The organism is Kitasatospora sp. NPDC089509, assembly GCF_044749365.1.
In the GTDB taxonomy this organism is placed as follows: domain Bacteria; phylum Actinomycetota; class Actinomycetes; order Streptomycetales; family Streptomycetaceae; genus Kitasatospora.
The window spans coordinates 85,270-107,226 of the sequence record NZ_JBIVHS010000024.1; the positions used below are offsets into that span (position 1 = coordinate 85,270).

Here is a 21,957-nt window from a genome sequence, read left to right on the forward strand (position 1 = left end):
TCACGCGGCGGTCGGGCGGGTGGCGGCGGTCGCCGCGGGGTCGGTCGCGGTGCGGTCGGTGGCCGCGGGCTCGGCCTGCGGCCGGCCGGGCACCTCGTAGCTGTGGAAGCCCTGGCCGGTCTTGCGGCCGTGCAGGCCCGCGTCGACCATCCGCCGCAGCAGCGGGCAGGGGCGGTACTTGGGGTCGTTGAAGTTCTCGTAGAGCACGTCGAGGGAGAGCAGGACGGTGTCCAGCCCGATCAGGTCCGCGGTCGCCAGCGGGCCCATGGCGTGGCCGAAGCACTCCTTGAACAGGCGGTCGATCTCGGTCACCGAGGCGACGTTCTCGTGCAGCAGGAAGATCGCCTCGTTGAGGGTGAGCATGGCCACCCGGTTGGTGACGAAGCCGGGGGAGTCGGCGACCACGACGTGCTTGCGGCGCACGCCCCGAAGCAGGTCCCCGACGCGCTCCAGGGTGGCGTCAGTGGTGTGGTGGCCGCGGATCACCTCGACGGTCGGCTTGAGGTGGGCGGGGTTCATGAAGTGGGTGCCGATCACCTGGCCGGGCCGGCCGGTCACCGAGGCGATCCGGGTGATCGGGATTGCCGAGGTGTTGACCCCGATCAGGGCCTCCGGCCGGCAGACCCGGTCCAGCTCCCGGTAGAGCTCGCGCTTGGCGTCCCAGCGCTCGACGATGTTCTCGACCACGAAGTCCGCCTCGGACAGGTCCTTGGCTTCGGTGCTGAACGTGATGCGTTCCAGCACCGCCTCCGGGTCCGGCGGCACGTCGTGCGGGCGCACCAGCGGCGCCAGCCGGAGGTCGTCGGCGATGGCCGCGCGCGAGCGGTCGAGCGCGTGCCGGTCGATGTCCACCAGGACGACCCGGTGGCCGCCCTCGGCGAACAGTTGGGAGACACCGGTGCCCATCGTGCCGGCGCCGACCACTCCGATCCGATCCATCTGCGTGCTCCCTAGGACAGTGCGGGCAGGTCGAAGGTTTCGAGGAAGATGCCGTGTGTGACGACCACCATCAGCAGGTCGTCCTCGAAGAGGGTGTTCAGGCCGACCTCGCGGCCGGTGTAGCGGGCGCGCAGTTCCTGGACGGCCGAGGGGTCGAAGTAGCCCTCGCGCCGGATCCGCGCGGGTGCCAGGTAGTCGTCGATCCAGGACCGGTCGATCCGGAGCAGATCGGCGCTGGGGTTGGCGTGGAAGGCGAACTTCTCCCGGTTGACGATCTCCCGGGGCACGTACCGCTCGGCGATCCGTTTGAGCGGGTACTTCTCCTCGAAGCCGTGCAGTACGAGGTCCGGGTGCAGGGCGCGGGCGCAGTCGATGACGCCGCGGTCCAGGAACGGGTAGCGCGCCTCCACCGAGTTCGCCATGGCGACCCGGTCCCCGTGGTCGCCCAGCAGGTGGTCGGCGAGCCGGAGCTTGAAGTCCAGGTAGGAGCGCTGGTGCAGGACGTGCCGCCCCTTGAGCTGTGCGAGGTCGACCAGTGGCTGGGCCAGGCAGTCGAAGTCGGGCAGCCGGGACCGGAGCTGCGGCGAGTACAACTCCGCCCGGGCTGAGGCGAGTTCGCCGAGTCGTTGGCCGTAGGCGAGCAGCGGGTTGCCCCACAGCCGCTGGTTCAGGCGCTGTTCAGCGGAGAGCGGCCGTCCGGTGGCCGTTCGGCGCCGGGAGCGGGCCGCCCGGGCGGCGGTCTGCTTGTCGAACTTGTACCCGACGTACCCGGCGAACAGCTCGTCCGCGCCCTCGCCGCTGAGCACCACCTTCGCGCCGCGGGCCCGTACGGCCGCGGAGAGCCGGACCGAGGCGACGTTGTAGCTCTCCTTGAGCGGGCACTCGCTGTGGCGGACCACCTCGCGCAGCTGGTCGAGCAGGTGTCCGGGGGTGACCGGCACCTCGTGGTGCTCGGAGTCGAGGCTCCGGGCGACCATCTGCTGGTACGGCTGCTCGGACATCCGGGCGTCGGGGAAGGTGACGGAGAAGGTGCGCAGCCGCTCGGCGGCGGACTTCGCGGCGATCCCCGCCACCAGTGAGGAGTCCAGACCGCCGCTGAGGTAGTAGGCGTGCGGGACGTCCGCCCGCATCCGCAGCTCCACCGACCGCTGGAGGGCCTGCTCCAGCCGGCCGAACCGTTCCTCGGGGTCGGCCGCGGCGGGCGGGGAGAGCTCGGCGGCCAGGGGGTAGTCGAGGTCCCAGTACCGGCGGACGTCGACCCGGCCGTCCTCGACGACCATCAGGTGGCCCGGGGGCAGGGTGGCGATCCCGGCGAACATGGTGCGCGGGCTGACCAGGCCGGGCAGCAGCATGATCTGGTCGAGACCGCCCGGGTCGACCTCCCGGCGGACCAGCGGGTGGGCCAGCAGGGCCTTGACCTCCGAGCCGAAGACCAGGGTGCCGCCGGTCACCGTGTAGTGCAGCGGGGTGATGCCGACGTGGTCGCGGGCCAGCACCAGGCGCCGCCGGGCCCGGTCGTAGAGCGCGAAGCTGAACTGGCCGTTGAGGTGGTGCACCAGCCCGGTGCCGTGCTCCTCGTACAGGTGGACCAGCACCTCCACGTCGCCGCCGGTCCGGAAGACGTGCCCGGCGGCCGTCAGCCGGTCACGCAGCTCAGCGTGGTTGAAGACCTCGCCGTTGCAGCAGACCGTGACGTTGCCGTCCGGGGAGGCGATCGGCTGGTCGCCGGTGGCCGGGTCGACGATGCTCAGCCGACGGGTCGCCAGGCCGACGTGGTCGGCCAGGAAGTAGCCGTCGGAGTCGGGACCGCGGTGGAACAGAGTGCCGGCCATCCGTTCCAGGACGGCCCGGTCGGCCGGGTGGCCGCCGTTCAGGTGTGCGTATCCGACGATGCCGCACATGTGTCACGCTCCACGGTTCGGGGGCCCGGGCGCGCCGGCGGGAACACCGGCGCGCCCCTGGCGGGACGGTGGACGGGTTCAGTCCTCCAGTTCCGCGAGGATGGCCGCGAGTTCGCTCCCGTCGACGCCGGACGCCTGCTCCTCCAGGACGAGCACCGCCAGCGTCGCCACGGTCGGTGCCTCGAACAGCCGGCGCAGCGGGAGTTGGACGCCGAACTCGCGCCGCAGCCGGGCCAGCACCTGGTTGGCCAGCAGGGAGTGGCCGCCCAGGTCGAAGAAGTCGTCGTTCACCCCGACCCGTTCCACCGGGAGGTACTGGGCCCAGATGTCGGTGAGCTGTTCCTCCAGCGGGGTGCGCGGGGCGACGTACTCGGTCTCCCAGTCGCCTTCGTCCTCCGCGAACTCGTCGTCCTCGTCGTCGAAGTCGAGGTCGAGGTCGAGTCCGGCGAGGGCGTCGGGTCCGTCCTGGACCGGGTGGTCCGGAGCGGCGGTGTCGGCGGGGTCGATCAGGAGGGCGCCGGCCAGCGCGGAGGACAGCGGGCGGTCCGGGTCGCCGACCGCCAGTTCCAGGACGGCGCGCAGGTGTTCGTGCAGCCGCCGGATGGTCCGCAGGTCGAAGACGTCGGAGTTGTACTCCGTCATCACGGTGATCCGGCTGTCCTCCTCGGCGGAGACCTCGCCCGGACGCTGCTCGGCGTGCGGGCGCACCACGATGTTGAGGTCGAACTTGGCGGTGCGGTTGTGCGCGTCCACGACCTCGAAGGTCAGGCCGGGCACCTCCAGGGCGGGCATCGGGGTGTCCAGGAAGCTGAACATCACCTGGCACAGTGGCATCCGGGAGAGGCTGCGCTCGGGCTTGAGGTGCTCGACCAGCTTCTCGAACGGCATGTCCTGGTGGGCGTACATCCGCAGGCTCCGCTCGCGCACCCGCTCCAGCAGCTCGGCGAAGGAGGGGTCGTCGGAGGTGTCGACCCGCAGCAGCAGGGTGTTGATCATCATGCCGAGGAGATTCTCGGTCTCCGGCCGCTGCCGGTTGGCCATGCCGACCCCGACGAGGAGGTCGGGCTGGCCGCTGTAGTGGCTCATCAGGGCGGAGAACGCCGTGGACATCATCATGAACAGCGTCGCCCGCCGCTCCTGGCCCACCCGGCGCAGGGCGAGCGCGAGTTCGCCGTCGATGACCAGGTTCTCCAGTCGTCCGGAGAAGGTGAGGGCGGCGTCGTGCGGCCGGTCGGTGGGCAGTTCGAGGACCTGGGGCGCCCCGGCGAGCTCCGCCGTCCAGAAGTCCAGCAGCCGGCCCAGCTCCGCGCCGCTCACCACCTCGCGCTGCCAGGCCGCGAAGTCGGCGAACTGCACCGGCAGTTCCGGCAGCCGGGCGGCGCGGCCGGTGGTGCGGCCCTCGTACAGCTCCAGGAAGTCGCGCAGGAAGACGCCCTGGGCCCAGCCGTCGTGGATGAGGTGGTGCTCGATGACGACGAGGACGTGGTCGGCGGGGCCGAGCCTGACCAGGGTGACCCGGATGGTCGGGCCGTTCTCGATGTCGAAGGGCTCCCGTCCGGCAGCCAGGATCAGCTCCCGGACCCGCTCCTCCTGTTCGGCCTCGGGGACGCCTTCGAGGTCCACACCGGCGAGCGGGATGCCGCGCGGCTCGTGCACCACCTGCATCGGGGTGCCGTCGATGTCGGGGTAGGCCGTGTGCAGGATCTCGTGCCGCTGCTCCAGGTCGGCCAGCACCTGCTCGACCACGTCCCGGTCGAACACCCCGCGGATGCGCAGCGCCCGGGGCACGTTGTAGACGGTGGACTCCGGTGCCAGCCGTTGCAGCAGCCAGATCCGCTCCTGGACGAAGGACAGCGGCAGCGGACGGTCGCGCGGCACCCGGGGGATCGGCAGCTGCGCGGGCCGTCGGGTGTCGACCGGACCGGTCGGGATCCGCGCCGCGAGTTCCGCCACGGTCGGGTGCTCGAAGATGGCCCGCAGCGGGAGGTCCGCGCCGAAGTGGTCCCGGACCCGGGCGATCACCTTGGTGGCCAGCAGCGAGTGGCCGCCGTGGGTGAAGAAGTCGTCGTGGACGCCGATCCCGGGGAGTCCGAGGACCTCGGCGACGATGCCGGCCAGGGCCTGCTCGGTGGCCGTGCGCGGTGCGGTTCCCTCACTGGAGTGGGTCTGCGGCGGGGGCAGCTGGCCTCGGTCGATCTTCCCGCTCGTGGACCGCGGGAACGACGGGAGCACCGTGACCGCGGCCGGCACCAGGTAGCCGGGGAGCCGCTCGCGCAGCGCCGAGCGCAGCCGGTCGGGGTCGGGGGCGGCCCCGGTGACACCGGCCACGTAGGCGATCAGCCGGTTGCCGTCGGGGTGGGGCAGTACCAGGCTCTCGGCCACGGCGGGGTCCGCGGCGAGCAGCAGGGCCTCGATCTCGGCGGGCTCCACGCGGTAGCCGTTGAGCTTGAGCTGCCGGTCGGCCCGGCCGACGAAGGTCAGGGTGCCGTCCGGTGCCCAGGACGCGAGGTCCCCCGTGCGGTACATCCGTCCGTCCCGGCCGTCCTCGGCGAAGGGGTCGGGCCGGAAGCGCTCGTCGGTGAGCGCGGGGTGGCCGAGGTAGCCGCGGGCGACGCCCGGGCCCGCGATGTACAGCTCGCCGACGGCGCCGGTGGGCACCGGCCGGCCGGCCGGGTCGAGCACGTAGGCGCGGACGTTGGCCACCGGGCGGCCGATCGGGACCTCGCCGTCGCCGACCTGCCGGGTGAGGTCCTGGACGGTCGCCACGATGGTGGTCTCGGTCGGGCCGTAGCTGTTGACCGTACGGACGCCGGCGGGCACGTGCCGCAGCCAGGCGGCGACCCGCTCGGGGCGGGCCCGCTCGCCGCCGATGATCACCAGCCGCAGGTCCTCGCCGGGGGCGGTGGCACCGCCCGCGACGCCGTCGGCGAGCTCGTGCCAGTAGGCGGTGGGCAGGTCCAGCACGCTCACCCGCCAGTGGTCGCACTGGCGCAGGAAGGCGTCCGGCGAGCTGAGCATCCAGTCGTTGCGCAGCACCAGGGTGGCCCCGGCCGCCAGGGTCGGGAAGATCTCCTCGGCGCTGGTGTCGAAGGCCAGCGAGGCGAACTGCAGGACCCGGTCGCCGGATCGCAGGCCGAAGTGCTCGACGGCGAAGCGGGTGTAGTTGGTGAGGCCGCGGTGTTCGATCTGGACGGCCTTCGGGGTTCCGGTGGAGCCGGAGGTGTGGATCAGGTAGGCGAGGTCGCCCGGTCCGGCGGCGGGGTGGGAGCGGGCGTCGGCGTCGGTGCCGTCGGCCGCGTCGACCGGCGTCCGCTCGCCGTCGACCAGCACGGCGTCCACGCCCTGGGGCAGGCGGGGCGCCAGCCGGTGCTGGCTGAGGACGACGCGCACGCCCGCCCCGGTGAGGACCTCGGTGACCCGGTCGCGGGGGTTGGCGGAGTCGAGCGGCACGTAGGCGGCACCGGTCTTGAGGACGCCGAGGACGGCCGCGATCTGCGCGGCGGAGCGGTCGAGGAAGACCCCGACCGGGCTCCGGCCGTCGACGCCGCGTTCGCGCAGCTGCCGGGCGATCAGGTCGGCCCGGGCGTTCAGCTGCCCGTAACTGACCTCGCCCTCGTCGCCCAGCACCGCGAGCGCGTCCGGCCGTCGCTCGGCCTGCCGCTCGAACAGCTGGACCACGTTGGTGGTCAGGTCGTAGTCGCGGCGGGTGCCGTGGTCGGCGAGCAGCGTGCGCTCGCCCTGCTCGTCCAGCAGCCGCAGCTCCGTGACCGGCAGGGCGGTGTCCGCCGCGATCTGGGTCAGCAGCCGCTCCAGCTGCTCCAGCAGGGCGACGGCGGTGGCGGCCCCCAGGACCTCGGTCCGGTGGCGCAGCTGGGCCAGCAGTTCGTCGCCGGCCTCGATCAGGGTCAGTTCCAGGTCGACCGGGGTCCGGGTGTGCTCCAGCGGCACGGCCTCGGCGGTGAGCGGCCCGAAGGCGCGCCGGATCCCGGAGTGGCCGCCCATCAGGACGGCGAGTTCGCCGCGGCCGCGCAGCGGGGGCCGGTTGAAGACGAACATGGCCCGGAACGGGTCGCGCTGCTGCCGGTCCTCCGCCAGCAGGTGCAGCGGGTGGTCCTGGTGCTCCAGGGCGTTGAGGACCCGGGTGCGGGTGGCGGCGACGAACTCCCGTACGGAGGTGTCCGGTGCGAGGCGGCTGCGGATCACCACGGGGTTGGTGCAGTAGCCGACCACGTGCTCGAAGTCCTGCTGACCGCGGCCCGCGGTCGGCATGCCGACGAGCAGGTCGTCCTGCCCGGTGTACCGGTGCAGCAGGGCCTGGTAGGCGGAGAGCAGCAGCATCGAGACCGTCACGCCCTCGGCCCCCGCCCTGGCGCGCAGCCGGGCCGTCAGTTCCGGTGCCAGCCGGGCGCGGGCCGTGCCCGACCCGGGCGGTGCGGTGTCGGCGCGCCGGTGGTGGCGGGGCAGCCGCAGCTTGGGGGAGGCGTCGGCGAGCTCCTCGGCCCAGTAGCGGCGCGAGCGTTCGCCGGCGGCGCCCTCGACGGTGCGGTGCTGGCGGGCGACGAAGTCCCGGTAGGAGGCGGGCAGCGGTTCGAGGGCCGCGGTCGGGCCGCCGGTGTGCTCGGTGTAGAGCGCCTCCAGATCGGCGACGAGCTTGGACATCGACCAGAAGTCGGTGGTGATGTGGTGGGTCGCCAGCAGCAGCACGGTCTCCTGCGGGGCGCGCCGGAAGAGGTCGATGCGCAGCAGCGGACCGTGGGCGAGGTCGAACGGCTCGTCGGCGGCGCGGTCCAGGAGTGCGGCGAGGTCGTGCTCGGAGCGGCCGGCGGCGTCGTGGACGCGCAGCTCGGCGCGGCCGGCCGCCGCGGTGCGCTGGACCGGCTGCCCGTCGGGGGCGGGGAAGGTGGTCCGCAGCGCGTCGTGCCGGGCCACCAGGGCGGCCAGGGCACGGCGGAAGGCGTCGGGGTCGAACGGGCCGTGCAGGCGCAGGGCCGCCGTGATGTGGTGGGCGGTGCTGTCGGGCTCCAGCTGCTGGAGGAACCACAGGGCGCGCTGCCCGTAGGAGAGCGGTCCGTCGACGGGTTCGGCGTCGGCGTCGCCGGCGAGCAGGGACCCGAGCAGGGCGGCGAGTTCGGTCAGGCTGCCCGCGTCGGCGAGCTGCGGCACGGTGACCGGCACGCCGAGCTCCCGCCCGATCGCCTGCTGGATGTCGACCACGGCCAGCGAGTCGACGCCCAGGCTCAGCAGCGGGGCGGAGGTGTCGACGGCGATGGGCGCGAGCCCGCAGGCGGCGGCGACCTCCTGCTGGAGGAAGTCCTCCAGGGCGCGCCGGCGTACCTCCGGTGCGGCGGTGCGCAGCGCGTCGGGGTCGACCCGGCAGCCCTCCGCCGGGCCGGGCGCGTCGAGGTCGCTGCGGCCCACCTCCGGCAGCGTGCCGGCGGCGAACTGGGCGGCGCACGCGCTGCGCTGGATCTTGCCGCTGGAGGTCTTGGGCAGCGCGCCCGGCGGCACCAGCACCACGGTGTGCACGGTGACCCGGTGGTCCCGGGCGACCGCGGTGCGGACGGCGGCGCCGATCCGCGCGGCGTCGGCCGCCCCCGGGTCGCGGACCTCGTGGGCGAGCACCAGCCGGGGGTCCGCCCCGTCGGGGTGCGGGACGGTGAAGGCCGCCCCGCACCCCGGGCGCAGCTGTGGGCAGCCGCCCTCCGCGGTGAGTTCGAGGTCGTGCGGGTAGTGGTTCTGCCCCCGGACGATGATGACGTCCTTGATCCGCCCGGTGACGAACAACTCCCCTTCGTGGAGGAAGCCGAGGTCGCCGGTGCGCAGGTAGTCGGCGTCCTCGCCGGGCAGGCGGTGGCCGAACACCTCGCTGCTGCGCCCCGGGTCGCCCCAGTAGCCGTCGGCCACGCTCGGTCCGCTGAGCCAGAGCTCGCCGACGCCGCCGGGGCCGACCGGGCGGGCGGTGTGCGGATCCACCACGACGACCCGGTGGTCCGGGGCGATCCGGCCGCAGGACACCAGCTCCACCTGGTCGCCACTCGGTTCGCCGGTCGGTCCGGCGCCCGGGTCGCCGCTCGCCGAGCCGCTCGGACGGGCGAGGGCGGTGCCCGCGCGCAGCGCCGTACGGTCGAAGACCCGGCGGGCCGTATCGGACCAGGGGACACCGCCGGTGACCATGAGGGTCGCCTCGGCCAGCCCGTAGCAGGGGTGGAAGGCCTCCGGCCGGAAGCCCGCGACCGCGAAGGCGTCGGCGAACCGGCGCAGGGTGTCCGCCCGGATGGGCTCGGCGCCGTTGAAGGCGACCCGCCACCGGCTCAGGTCGAGCGCGGCGCGCTGCTCGGGCGTGGTCTTGCGCACGCACAGCTCGTAGGCGAAGTTGGGCCCGCCGCTGACGGTGCCGCCGGTGCGCGACATCGCCTCCAGCCAGGTCAACGGGCGTTTGAGGAAGGCGACCGGGGACATCAGGGTGACCGGGAAGCCGGTGTACAGCGGCTGCAGGATGCCCCCGATGAGCCCCATGTCGTGGTACGGCGGGAGCCAGATGACGCCGCGGCTGTCGGCGTCCACGCCGAAGTCGTGCCGGATCACGGCCGAGTTCCGCAGCAGGTTCCCGTGGGTGAGTACCACTCCGCGCGGGTCGGCGGTGGAGCCTGAGGTGTACTGCAGCATGGCGGTGGTGTCCGCCGTGACGTCCGGGTCGCGCCAGGCTTCGGCCCCTTCGGGTGCCAGCGCGTCGGTGGCGACGACCGTCAGTCCGGCCGACTGCGGCACCGTGGACAGCAGGGCCGGCACGGCCTCGGCGAGGGCGGCGATGGTGAGCACGGCGACCGGCCGGGCGTCCTCCAGCACCGCGAGCAGCCGCGGCAGGCTGCGCTCCAGCCGGGTCGGGTCCGGCGGGTAGGCGGGGACGGCGACAGTACCGGCGTACAGGCAGCCGAAGTAGGCGGCGAGGTAGTCCAGGCCGGGCGGGTACAGCAGGATCACCCGCCGCCCCTCGGCGTCCAGTTGCTGCAGCGCGTGCCCGATCGTCCGCGCCGCCCGGTCGAGTGCGGCGTGGTCGAGGCTCTGCTGCTCGACCCCGTCGTCCGCGAGGAAGGTGTAGGCCACCTGGTCGGGGTGTTCCCGGGCGCGGCCGCGGAGCACCGAGACGAGGGACGGGTGATCGGCGTCTGGTGCCGGAAGGCGGACGGGTTTCACTGACAGTTCCTCCCTGCCGAGGGGGCCGGTGGCGCAGCGATGAACCGAGATGCCCTGGCGGACCGTTACGACTGATGTCGCCCGGTTCGCCGGGAGCGGTGCTCGGTGGGTGTCGGGAATTGCCGGCGGATGTCCGGCAGGGCGCGAGGACGGAGGGGGGACAATGGCCGGAACATCGCCGACGAAGGTTATCCACCGTCATATCCGTGGAAGGGCCCGGTTGCTCCTCGACCGATCCGAGGGGGCCTGCCGTTGTCATTGAAGCAGAGGTGCCGCCGAGGCGGAAGGTACTCGACCTCTTGCATGCCCTCGAACAACGTGGTTAGCCTGGCGACTCAATCACCCCCCTGAGTTCCGGGGACGAATCTGTCTTCAGGGGGGGGTGCATTTCCGCGCGTGTTGCCAACAATCCTGTTGTTCGACAGGGGGGAGTGGACATGCAAGTGGACGAAGCACTGCTCGAAGAATGGATGCGCCGCTACTACTTCGCGACCGAGTTCGACCTCGGCAGCAGCGGCGTCCATCCCTACACCTTCGCCGAGGTTCGGGCGCTGACCGGCCTGACCCACGACGAGATGGACAACGTCGGCTTCGAGGACAGCTGGACCTTCGGCGGCCCCGACGTGCGCCGCGCCGTGGCGGACCGGTTCGCCGGCGGGGCGGTCGACCGGGTGATGGTCACCCACGGCTCCAGCGAGGCGATCTTCCTGTCGATGTGCGCGCTGCTGCGCGCCGGCGACGAGGTGGTCGTGCTCGATCCCGCCTACCAGCAGCTGCACGGCGTCGCGACGGCACTCGGCTGCACCCTGCGGCGGTGGCACCTGCGGTTCGACCGGGGCTTCCGGCCCGACCTGGACGAGCTGCGCGAACTGGTCACCCGGCGCACCCGGATGATCGTGGTCAACTTCCCGTGCAATCCGACCGGTTCCACCCTGACCCCGCAGGAGCAGCGGGAACTGGTCGCCATCGCGGCCCGCTCCGGCTGCTACCTGGTCTGGGACGGAGCCTTCACCGAACTCACCTACGACCAGGACCCGTTGCCCGATCCGGGCGGCTGGTACGACCGGACCGTCAGCTTCGGGACGCTGTCCAAGGCCTACGGCCTGCCCGGACTGCGGGTCGGCTGGTGCCTGGCCGCACCGGAGGTCCTCGACCGCTGCGCCCGGGTGCGGGACTACGTCTCCCTGCACCTGTCACCGATGGTCGAGCTGGTCGCCGAACGGGTCGTCCGGCACGGCGACGCCCTGGTCGGGCGGCGGCGCGACCTCGCCACGGCGAACCGCGCGGTGCTGGCCGACTGGATCGCCGAGCGCCCCCGGCAGGTCGCGTGGGTGCCGCCCGTCGGCGGTGTCAGCTCCTTCGTGCACCTGCCCGAGGTGGCGGACGTCGAGGACTTCTGCCGGTGGTTGGCCCACGAGCACCGCATCCTGCTGGTCCCCGGCACCTGTTTCGGCCACCAGGGCCACGCGCGGCTGGGGTTCGGCGCACCCGCCGAGGAGCTGCGCCGGGGCCTGGACCTGCTCGGCCGGGCCCTGGACGAGTACCGCCCCGGGGCCGGGAAGCGTGCCGCCGCCCTGAGTGCCGGCTGATCCCGCCGCCGCCACACCACGCCCCACCCCCACGCCTTGCCCCGTCTCCATGCCCTGTCCCACCTCCGCGCTTGCCCGGACACGCCAAAGGGGGCTGCCGTCATGAACGCTGCCGGCGACCTGGACTGCATCCTGATCGGCCCGCACGAACTCGACTTCGACGACTACGAGGCAAGCCTGCGCGCGATGGGCGAGGAATCGATCGCCTACCGCGTCCTGAAGGCCAACTCCACCGTCCTCGACGGGCGGCGGATGACCTACTACGACTTGCTCAACCGAATGCTCCCGGACAGCCGGGGAGAACCCGGCGACCTGCACGTGTGCAAGCTGCCGAGCCTGGCGATCGGCCACCTCAAGACCGCCCTGACCAGGGCCGGACTGGTGACCGAGGAGGTCAACTTCTTCACATGGGAGCGCGACCGGCTCGTCGAGCTGCTTGCCTGCCGCCCCCGGGCCGTGGCGATCACCAGCACCTTCTACGTCGACAACACCGCGCTGACCGAGATCGTCGACTTCGTCCGCCGGCACGACCCCGACATCCCGGTGATCATCGGCGGACCGCACATCCTCAACATCCACAACGGCTACGACCCGGAGGCCCAGGACTTCGTCTACCGCGAGATCGGCGCCGACATCTACGTCTGCGACTCCCAGGGAGAGTCCACCCTCGCCCAGGCGCTGCGCGCCCTGCGCACCGGCCGGGCCGGCCTCGCCCTGGTGCCGAACCTGGCCTACACCACGAACGGGCACGACTTCACCCGCACCGGCCGGGTGGTCGAGGACAACCCCATCGAGGACAGTGTCGTCGACTGGTCACTGTTCGACCCGGGTTTCTATGCCCCCACCGTCCAGCTGCGCACCGCGCGCAGTTGTGCCTATGCCTGCGCCTTCTGCCAGTATCCCCAGCTAGGGGGGCCGTTGAGCCTCAATTCACTGGAGCACGTGGAAGCGCAGTTGCGGCACTTCGCCGAAGTCGGCGTGAAGAACGTGGTGTTCATCGACGACACCTTCAACGTGCCGTTCCCGCGGTTCAAGAAACTGCTCCGCATGATGATCAAGAACGGCTTCGACTTCAACTGGTTCTCGTTCTTCCGGTGTGCGAACTCCGACGCGGAAGCCTTCGACCTGATGGCCGAGAGCGGCTGCAAGGGCGTCTTCCTGGGGCTGGAGTCCGGCGACGACCGGATCCTCAAGAACATGAACAAATCGGCGAGTTCGGAGAAGTACCGACGCGGAATCGGTGCGCTCACCGAACGCGGGATCCTCACCTTCGCCTCCCTGATCGTCGGGTTCCCCGGCGAGACCGCGGACTCGGTCGCCCGCACCATGGACTTCATCGCGGACACCGCCCCGACCTTCTACCGGGCCGAGATGTACTACCACTACCCGGCCGTGCCCATCGCCCAGCAGGCCGACAAGTACGGCCTCCGGGGCACCGGCTACCACTGGCGGCACGACACCATGGACGCCGAGCAGGCCTGCGCCGCGGTCGAGCACATGTACCGCACCATCGACAGCTCCCTGATCATGCCCGGGTACATGTTCGACTTCTGGTCGATCCCCTACCTGATGGGCCAGGGCATGGAGGTCGAGCACCTCACCGCCTTCGTCCGCCGGGCCGGCGAGGGCCTGGTGAGGGCGCTGTGAGCGACCTCCAGGCGCGGATCGCCGCCCTCCCCGCCGACAAGCGCGCCAGGCTGGAGGAACAGCTCAAGCTGCGCGGCGCACCCAGCCGCGTACCGGACCGGATCGCCCGCCGGGCGGACCCGACCGAGCCCGTCCCGCTCTCCTGGACCCAGCAACGGGCCTGGATCCTCAGCCAGTTGCGCAGCCCGTACAACCCGCCCTGCGTGATCGAGGTGGACGGCGCGCTCGACCTCGCGGCCCTGCGGGAGACCTTCACCGAACTGCTGGCCCGGCACGAGGCGCTGCGCACCGTGATCGAGGCCCACGAGGGCACCGCGCGTCAGCGCGTCCTGCCGCCGACGCCGGTGCCGATGCCGGTGCGCGACCTCGGCGGCCTCCCACCGGAAGAGCAGGAGCGGATCGTCGCCGAGCTGGCCCGCGAGGAGAGCCGGCGCGGCTTCGACCTCGGGCGCGACCAGATGCTTCGGGTCGCCCTGGTGCGCCTCGGTGAGCAGCGGCACCTGATGCTGCTCACCATCCACCACATCGCGATGGACGCCTGGGCGATCGGCGTGCTGGTCCGCGAGGTCGGCGTGCTGTACGCGGCGTGCAGCGCCGGAAAGCCCTCACCGCTTCCCGAACTAGCCGTCCAGTACGCGGACTTCGCCCTCTGGCAGCGCGAGCACCTCCAGGGCGAGCGGCTCGCGGAGCACCTCGACCACTGGCGCGGGCACCTCGGCGATCCACCGCCCCCGCTCGTCCTGCCGACCGACTACACCCCGCCCGACGGTCCGGGGGCGGACGGCGCGACCCACGAGATCGCGCTCCCCGAGGAGCTCACCGCACGGATCAAGGCGCTCGCCGACCGGGAGGGCGCGACCGTCTTCATGACCATGCTCGCCGCCTTCGCGGCGCTGCTGCACCGCTGGACCGGGCAGCAGGAGCTGGTCCTCGGCTCGACCATCGCGAACCGGACCCCGCCCGAGACCGAGGCGCTGATCGCCTGCTTCGTGAACACCGTCGCGCTGCGCGCGGACGTCTCCGGGGACCTGCCGTTCGACCGGCTGCTGGCGCGGGTGAAGGAGGCCGTCCTCGACGGCTTCGAGCACCAGGAGCTGCCGTTCGAGAAGCTGGTCCAGGAACTCGCGGGCGAACGGGACCCGGCGCAGCTGCCGATCGTCCGGGCCGTGCTCAACTACGACAACACCACCCGACGCCCGCTGGAGTACGCCGGACTGCGCCTCGCCGTCCGTCCGGTGCCCCAGGACGTCGTGCACTTCGACCTGGTGGTGACCATCACCCCCGCCGACGGCGGGCTGCTCGCCACCTGGGAGTACAACACCGACCTGTTCGCCGGACCGACCATCGCTCGGCTGGCCGCCGGCTGGCGCAGCGTGCTGGAGCAGGTCACCCGGCGGCCGCAGGCCGCGGTCGACGACCTGCGGATCCTCACCGAGCAGGACCGCGACCGGCTGGAGGCCTGGAACGACACCGCCGCGCCGGTGCCCGACACCACCGTCCCCCGGCTGTTCGAGGAACGCGCGGCGGCCACCCCGGACGCCGAGGCCGTGGTGCTCGGCGCCGACGCGCTGAGCTACGCCGAGCTGAACGCCCGCGCCGACCGGCTGGCGGCGGAGCTGCGTGCCCTCGGCGTCCGCCCGGGCGTCCTGGTCGGCATCCTGGTGGACCGCTCCTTCGCGCTGCCGGAGGCCGTCCTCGCGGTGCTCAAGGCGGGCGGGGCGTACGTCCCGCTCGACCCGGACTACCCGGCGGACCGGGTGGCGTTCATGCTCCAGGACGCCGCGGTGGGCGTCCTGGTGACGACCTCGGCCCTGCGGGAGCGGCTCGCCGAGCAGATCCTGCCCGCCCTGGCGGCGGGCGAGCACGGAGCCCCGCGGTTGCTCGTCCTGGACGCCGAGCGGCCCCGGCCCGCCGACCCGGCGGGCCCCGGGCCGGAGGCCGGCCCGGAGAACCTCGCGTACGTCATCTACACCTCCGGCTCCACCGGCCGCCCCAAGGGCGCGCTCACCGAGCACCGGGCCCTGGTCAACTACGCGCTGGGGGCGGTCGAGGCCTTCGGGCTGACCGCCGCCGACCGGGTCCTCCAGTTCGCCTCACCGGGGTTCGACGTGCTGGTCGAGGAGCTGTTCCCGACCTGGCTGGCCGGGGCGACACTGGTGATGGTGCCCGAACGCGTCCTCGGCGGCGGGGAACTGGTCCGGCTGATCGAGACCCAACGGCTCACCGCCTTCGAACTGCCCACCTCGCTCTGGCACGAGTGGGTGCACACCCTGGCCGAGGAACGGACCGTCCTGCCGCCGTGCCTGCGGCTGGTGATCGTCGGCGGCGAACGGATCCTGCCCGACCGGCTGCGGGCCTGGCGGCGCACCGGCGTCGAGCTGGTGCACGTGTTCGGGCTGACCGAGACCACCGTCACCACGACCACCTACCGGGTGCCGCCGCTGGGAACCGGCCCCGACGACGGCCCGGACGAGCGGCTGGAGCAGAACCTGCCGATCGGCCGCCCGTGGCCCAACATGACGGTCCACGTGCTGGATGGGCAGCGGCGCCCGGTCCCGCCCGGAGTGCCCGGCGAGCTGTACATCGGCGGGGCGAGCGTGGCCCGCGGCTACCTCAACCGCCCGGAGCTGACCGAACAGCGTTTCCTGCCCGACCCGTTCGGCCCCGCCACCGGCCGCCTCTACCGCACGGGGGACCTGGTGCGCCGGCTGGACTCCGGCGACCTGCAGTTCCTCGGCCGCCTGGACACCCAGGTCAAGGTCCGCGGCCACCGGATCGAGCCCGCCGAGATCGAGGCCGCGCTGGCCCGCCACCCGGACGTGCGGGACGTTGCGGTGGCGGCCCGTGAGGACACCCCTGGGGACCGCCGCCTGGTCGCCTACCTGGTGCCGGCGGCCGGCCGCGAGCCCGGCACCGGGGAGCTGCGCCGCTTTCTGGAGGACGCGCTGCCCGCCCCGCTCGTCCCGTCCTCCTTCGTCCTGCTCGACGCCCTGCCGACCACCGCGCACGGCAAGCTGGACCGCGCGGCCCTGCCCGCCCCCGACGGGGCCAGGCCGCAGCTGGCCGAGGAGTTCACCGCCCCCGCCGACGGCATCGAGCAGACCCTCGCCCGGATCTGGGCCGAGGTGATCGGCATCGACCGGGTCGGCGTGCACGACAACTTCTTCGAGATCGGCGGCGACTCCATCCTCAGCATCCAGATCGCCGCCCGGGCTCAGGCCGCCGGGCTGCGGATCGGCGCGATGGACGTCTTCCGGCACCCGACGATCCACCAGCTGGCCCCGACCGTGGGCACCGGCGACCCGGACACCGGCGACCGGGCCCCGGTCAGCGGGCCGACCCCGCTGCTGCCGCTCCAGCACTGGTTCTTCGACCGGCGGCTGCCCGCCCCGCAGCACTGGAACATGGCCGAGCTGCTCGAGGTGCGCCGCCCGTACGGCGAGGACCTGCTGCGGCAGGCCCTCGACCGGCTGCTGGAGCACCACGACGGGCTGCGCCAGCGCTTCGCCACCGACGGCGGGCCGCGGGGCCCGGTGCGCTCGTGGATCGCCGAACCGGGCCAGGGCGTACCGCTGGAGGTGCACGACCTCTCCTCGCTGTCGGCCGAGCGCCGCGTGGAGGAGCTGGCGGCGCTGGCGGGCGCCGTCCAGAGCGGCCTCGACCTCGCCGAAGGCCCGCTGGTGCGCGCCGCGCTGTTCCGGCTCGGTGCCGCGGAGCCGCCGCGCCTGCTGGTGGCCGCCCACCACCTGGTGGTCGACGCGGTGTCCTGGCGGGTCCTGCTGGAGGACTTCGCGACGATCTGCGAGGCGCTGCGCACCGGCGCACCGGTCCGGCTCCCGCCGAAGACCACCTCCGTGCCCGACTGGGCGCGCCGACTGGAGGAGTACGCCGGCTCCGCCGCCCTGACCGGCCAGACCGGGCACTGGCGGCAGCTCCTGGACACGGCCCCCGACGCCCTGCCGGTCGACTTCGCGCAGACCCGGACCGAGGACACCGTCGCCCTGGCGGCCACCCACGCCACCGAACTGGACGCCGAGTGGACCGAGGCGCTGCTGCGCGAGGCCCCCGCGGCCTACCGCACCCGGATCGACGAGCTCCTGCTGGCGGCGCTCGCCCGGGCCCTGACCCGGTGGACCGGCGCCTCCGCTCACCTGGTGGAGCTGGAGGGCCACGGGCGTCAGTCCACGCTGTCCGGCGTCGACCTCGCCCGCACCGTCGGCTGGTTCACCGTGACGCATCCCGTCGCGCTGGAGGTCCGTGCCGGGGACGGACCGGAGGAGCTGATCAAGCGGGTCAAGGAGCGGCTGCGGTCCGTCCCCGACGGGGGCCTGGGCTACACCGCCCTGCGGCAGCGCGGCGCGCTGGCCGGCCGACCCGCCGCGCAGGTCGCGTTCAGCTACTTCGGACAGTTCGACCAACTCGTCCAGCCCGACGCTTCCCTTGTCCCGGCGGCCGAGGGCACCGGCGCCGCGGCGGACCCGCGCGGCCGCCGGCCGCACCCGCTGGAGGTCGCCGCGCAGATCCGCGACGGCCGGCTCCAGGTCTCCTGGACGTACGGGCAGCGGGTGCACCGCGCCGCCACGATCGAGCGGCTCGCCCGGGACTACCTGGACGAACTCACGGCCCTGATCGAGCACTGCCGCACCGCCCAGGGCGGGTTCACCCCCTCCGACTTCCCGCAGTCCCGGCTGAGCCAGTCCGCCCTGGACGCCTTCATGAGCCGGCTCACCAGCCGTCCCGAGGAGGACCGGTGAACACCAACGAGGCCATCGAGGACATCTACGAACTCTCGCCGCTCCAGCAGGGCCTGCTGTTCCACAGTCTGGCCGGCACCGACCCCGAGATGTACCTGGCACAGCGCAGCTACCGGCTGCACGGCGAGCTGGAGCCGCAGCGGCTCGCCGAGGCCTGGCGGGACGTCATCGCCCGGCACACCGCCCTGCGCTCCTCGTTCCACTGGGACGAGCTGGAGAAGCCGTTGCAGGTGGTGCACCGCACGGCCGGCACCGACCTGGAGGTGCTGGACTGGCGCGGGCTGCCGCCCGGTGAACAGCGCGAACGGCTCGACCGGTGCCTGCGGGACGACCGGGCCGCGGGCTTCGACCTGACCGCCGCGCCGCTGATGCGGCTGACCCTGGTGCGGCTTGCCGACGAGGAGTTCCAGTTCGTCTGGACCCACCACATGATCCTGCTCGACGGCTGGTCGGTGCCGCTGGTGCTGCGGGAGATCTTCGTCCGCTACGCCGAACTGGAGCGGCGCGGCGCGCGCACCGCGCTGCCCCCGGTACCCGCCTACGCGCAGTACATCGACTGGCTCCAGCGCCGGCCCGAGGCCGACGCCGAGCGGTTCTGGCGCGACACGATGTCCGGGGCGCCGACGTCGGCCGTGCCGGAGCGCACCGCGCCGGGCACGCCGGTGCGGGTCGAGGTGGAGCGGCTGCGGTTGTCGCCGGAGCTGACCGGCGCGCTCCAGCAGCTCGCCGCCCGGCAGCGGGTCACCCTGAACAGCGTCGTCCAGGCCGCCTGGGCGCTGCTGCTCGCCCGGCACGCGGGCGCCGCGGAGGCGGTCTTCGGGATGACCACCTCCGGCCGCCCGGCCGCACTGCCCGGGGTCGAGTCGATGGTGGGGCTGTTCATCAACACCGTCCCGCTCCGGATCCCGGTCCCGGACGGCCCGGAGCCGGTCGGTGCCTGGCTGCGGGAGGTGCAGGAGCGCCAGGCCGCCGTGCGCGAGTACGAGTTCAGCTCGCTGTCCCAGATCCGGCGGTGGAGCGGGGCCCCGGGCGGGCGGCCGCTGTACGACAGCATCGTGGTGTTCGAGAGCTACCCGGTGCCGGCCGACGTCCGGCTCGGGGTGAGCACCCTGCGGATCTCCACCGACAGCTCGGTGGAGAAGACCAGCGAGCCGCTCACCGTGCTGGCCTCCCTCGAACCGGAGCTGACCCTGCGGCTGCAGTACCACCCGGAGCTCCACGAACCCGCGATGATCGTCCATATGGCGGCCCAACTGGGCACTGTGCTTGAGCAGTTGACGCTGCACGAGGACGGCTCGACCGCCGACCTCCGGCTGATCACCGAGGCGGAGTACCGCCGGCAGCAGACCGGGTGGAACGACACCGCGCGCAGCTACCCCGGCGCGGACACCCTGCACGGGCTGGTCGAGGAACAGGCCCGGCGGACCCCCGGGGCCGTCGCCGTGCGCTCCGCCGAGGAGCGGCTGCACTACGCCGAACTCGACGCCCGCGCCGAGGAGCGGGCCCGGGTGCTGCGCGCGGCCGGCGCGGGCCCGGGCACGCTGGTCGCGGTGTGCGGCGAGCGCTCGTCCGCGCTGGTGGTCAGCCTGCTCGCCGTCCTCAAGTCGGGTGCGGCCTACCTCCCGCTGGACCCGCAGGCGCCGCCGGAGCGGCTGCGCCGGATCCTCGCGGACGCCCGGCCCGCGCTGGCGATCAGCGACCGGCAGCTCGACGCCGGCTGCCCCGCCCTCCCGATGACCGGCGACTGGCCCGCCCCCGCCCCCGAAGGGGCAGCGGCCTCCGACCGGCCCACCGGGGCGGACCCCGCGTACGTGATCTACACCTCCGGCTCCACCGGCGCCCCGAAGGGCGTGCCGATCCCGCACCGCGCCATCCGCAACCGGCTGCTCTGGATGCAGGACACCTTCCCGCTGGGCCCGCAGGACCGGGTGCTGCAGAAGACCCCGTACGACTTCGACGTGTCGGTGTGGGAGTTCTTCTGGCCGCTGCTCGCCGGCGCCCAACTGGTGCTCGCCCGCCCGGGCGGCCACCGCGACCCCGGGTACCTGGTGCGCGCCGTCGCGCAGGAGGGCGTGACCGTCGCCCACTTCGTCCCGTCCATGCTCCGGCACTTCCTCGCCGAACCGGGCGCCGGCGAACTGCCCGGCCTGCGGCAGGTGTTCTGCAGCGGCGAGGCACTGCCGCCGCAGCTGCGCGAGCGCTTCCTGGACCTGCTGCCCAAGACCGCCCTGCACAACCTGTACGGGCCGACCGAAGCGGCCGTCGACGTCACCTGGTGGGACTGCGGCACGCCCGGCCCGGGCGGCTCCGTCCCGATCGGGCGCCCGGTCGCCAACACCCGGATCCACCTGCTGGACGGGCACGGCCGACCGGTGCCGGTCGGTGTGCCGGGCGAACTGTGCATCGCGGGGGTGCAGCTGACCCCGGGGTACCTGAACCGCCCCGAGCTCACCGCCGACCGCTTCCGCACCGTCGCCGGCCTCGGCACCGACCACGGCGCCGGCAGCCCGCCGGAGCGGCTGTACCGCAGCGGCGACCTGGCCCGGAGGCTTCCCGACGGCACCCTGCAGTACCTGGGGCGGCTCGACCACCAGGTCAAGGTCCGAGGGGTGCGGATCGAACCCGGCGAGGTGGAGCACGCCCTCACCCGGCACCCCGGGGTCACCGCGGCCGCCGTGATCGCGCGCACCGACCCCGGCACCCACGGCGACGGCGAGGGCGAGGCGCGACTGGTCGGGTACGCCGTGCCGGGCGAGCCCCGCCCGACCCCCGCCGAGCTGCGCGACCACCTCGCCCGGCTGCTGCCCGCCGCCCTCGTCCCGTCCGTGATCGTGCTGCTCGACGCGCTGCCGGTGACCGCCAACGGCAAGCTCGACCGGGCTGCCCTGCCCGCGCCCGAGCGGACCGTCCCGACACGCCGGCCCCCGGCGGAACCGGTGGAGACGACCGAGCTCCAGCAGCGCATCGGCGAGGTCCTGGCCCGCGTCCTGGACCTGCCCGGCGTCCACCCCGACGACGACTTCTTCGACCTGGGCGGCGACTCCTTCCACGCGATCCGCGCGGTGCGCGAACTCCCCGGCGCCAGCGTGGAGCTGCTGTTCCGGCACCCCACCGCGCGCACGCTCGCCGCCGCCCTGGAACACGACGGGCAGGCGTCGGCCCGCCGCGACCGGCTGCTGCGGCTCACCCCGCGCCGCGAACACCCACGGCGGACCCTCATCGGCGTCCCGTACGGCGGCGGCAACGCCGTCGCCTTCCACCCGCTGGCCCGGCAACTGCCGGACACCACCGATGTCCGGGCGGTGCGACTGCCCGGGCACGACCTCGGCGCCCCCGAACCGCTCCAGTCGCTGGAGTCCATCGCCGAAGAGGCCGCCGACGAGATCCTGCGAACCGTCAGCGGGCCGCTGGCGCTGTACGGGCACTGCATCGGCGTCGCGCTCACCGTCGAGCTGGCCGCCCGGCTGGAGCAGGCCGGACGCCCGGTCGACCGGGTGTTCCTGGGCGGATCGTTCCCCTTCCCGTCCCGGCAGCTGCTCGGCATCGACCTGGTGCGCCTGGTGCCGTTCCGGCGCCGGGAGAGCGACGAACAGGTGATGCGCTACCTGCAGTCGCTCGGCGGGTTCGAGGAGCTCATCGACGGCGAGGAACTCGCCCACGTGATGACCGCCTTCCGGCACGACGGGCGCACCGCGCGCGGCTGGTTCACCCGGCGCCAGGCCGAACCCGACACGGCCCGGCTGCGCGCCCCGATCACCTTCGTGGCCGGCCGGTCCGACCCCGAGACCCGCAATCACCGGCGCCGCCACCGGGAATGGGAGCGGTTCAGCCCCTCGGTGGAGCTGGCCGTCGTGCCCGGCGGCCACTACTTCGTCAAACACCAGGCCGCGGAGCTCGCCCGGGTCATCGAGGACCGCTGGTGACCCCCGGCCT

The 21,957-nt window shown here is 73.3% G+C and carries 7 protein-coding genes; 4 read left to right on the top strand and 3 right to left on the bottom strand.

The window, feature by feature from the left end; translation table 11 throughout:
• From ACIP4P_RS35365 to ACIP4P_RS35375, 3 genes are all read right to left on the bottom strand, one after another.
• The gene (locus tag ACIP4P_RS35365; protein ID WP_400925589.1) at positions 1 to 939 is read right to left on the bottom strand and encodes a 3-hydroxyacyl-CoA dehydrogenase family protein; all 939 of its coding nucleotides are present in this window, start codon (positions 937 to 939) and stop codon (positions 1 to 3) included.
• Between the two features lie 11 nt (positions 940 to 950).
• Positions 951 to 2,840 carry an asparagine synthase (glutamine-hydrolyzing) gene (gene asnB, locus ACIP4P_RS35370; RefSeq protein ID WP_400925591.1) on the bottom strand — a complete coding sequence of 630 codons (1,890 nt, stop codon included), beginning with the start codon at positions 2,838 to 2,840 and terminating at the stop codon, positions 951 to 953.
• 78 nt (positions 2,841 to 2,918) lie between these two features.
• Positions 2,919 to 10,034: an amino acid adenylation domain-containing protein gene (locus ACIP4P_RS35375; protein ID WP_400925593.1), complete on the bottom strand. Its 7,116-nt coding sequence runs from the start codon at positions 10,032 to 10,034 to the stop codon at positions 2,919 to 2,921.
• A 437-nt stretch (positions 10,035 to 10,471) separates the two neighbouring features.
• Here ACIP4P_RS35375 and vioD point away from each other — a divergent pair, with 437 nt between their 5' ends.
• The 4 genes from vioD (at position 10,472) to ACIP4P_RS35395 (ending at position 21,947) form a co-directional block, all read left to right on the top strand.
• Entirely contained in the window at positions 10,472 to 11,623 is a 1,152-nt protein-coding gene (gene vioD, locus ACIP4P_RS35380) for a capreomycidine synthase (protein WP_400925594.1), read from the top strand.
• Between the two features lie 102 nt (positions 11,624 to 11,725).
• A complete protein-coding gene (locus tag ACIP4P_RS35385) occupies positions 11,726 to 13,270 on the top strand; it encodes a radical SAM protein (protein ID WP_400925596.1) in 1,545 nt (514 codons plus the stop codon).
• The gene (locus tag ACIP4P_RS35390; RefSeq protein WP_400925598.1) at positions 13,267 to 18,024 is read left to right on the top strand and encodes an amino acid adenylation domain-containing protein; all 4,758 of its coding nucleotides are present in this window, start codon (positions 13,267 to 13,269) and stop codon (positions 18,022 to 18,024) included. The genes ACIP4P_RS35385 and ACIP4P_RS35390 overlap by 4 nt, the downstream gene beginning before the upstream one ends.
• A complete protein-coding gene (locus ACIP4P_RS35395) occupies positions 18,021 to 21,947 on the top strand; it encodes an amino acid adenylation domain-containing protein (protein WP_400925599.1) in 3,927 nt (1,308 codons plus the stop codon). Before ACIP4P_RS35390 ends, ACIP4P_RS35395 begins: the two co-directional genes overlap by 4 nt.
• Positions 21,948 to 21,957 lie beyond the last annotated feature (10 nt).

Bases quoted from the DNA above. Each gene is read 5' to 3' on its own strand.
- ACIP4P_RS35365 (WP_400925589.1), bottom strand. From the start codon at position 939: ATGGATCGGATCGGAGTGGTCGGCGCCGGCACGATGGGCACCGGTGTC.
- asnB (WP_400925591.1), bottom strand. From the start codon at position 2,840: ATGTGCGGCATCGTCGGATACGCACACCTGAACGGCGGCCACCCGGCC.
- vioD (WP_400925594.1), top strand. From the start codon at position 10,472: ATGCAAGTGGACGAAGCACTGCTCGAAGAATGGATGCGCCGCTACTAC.
- ACIP4P_RS35385 (WP_400925596.1), top strand. From the start codon at position 11,726: ATGAACGCTGCCGGCGACCTGGACTGCATCCTGATCGGCCCGCACGAA.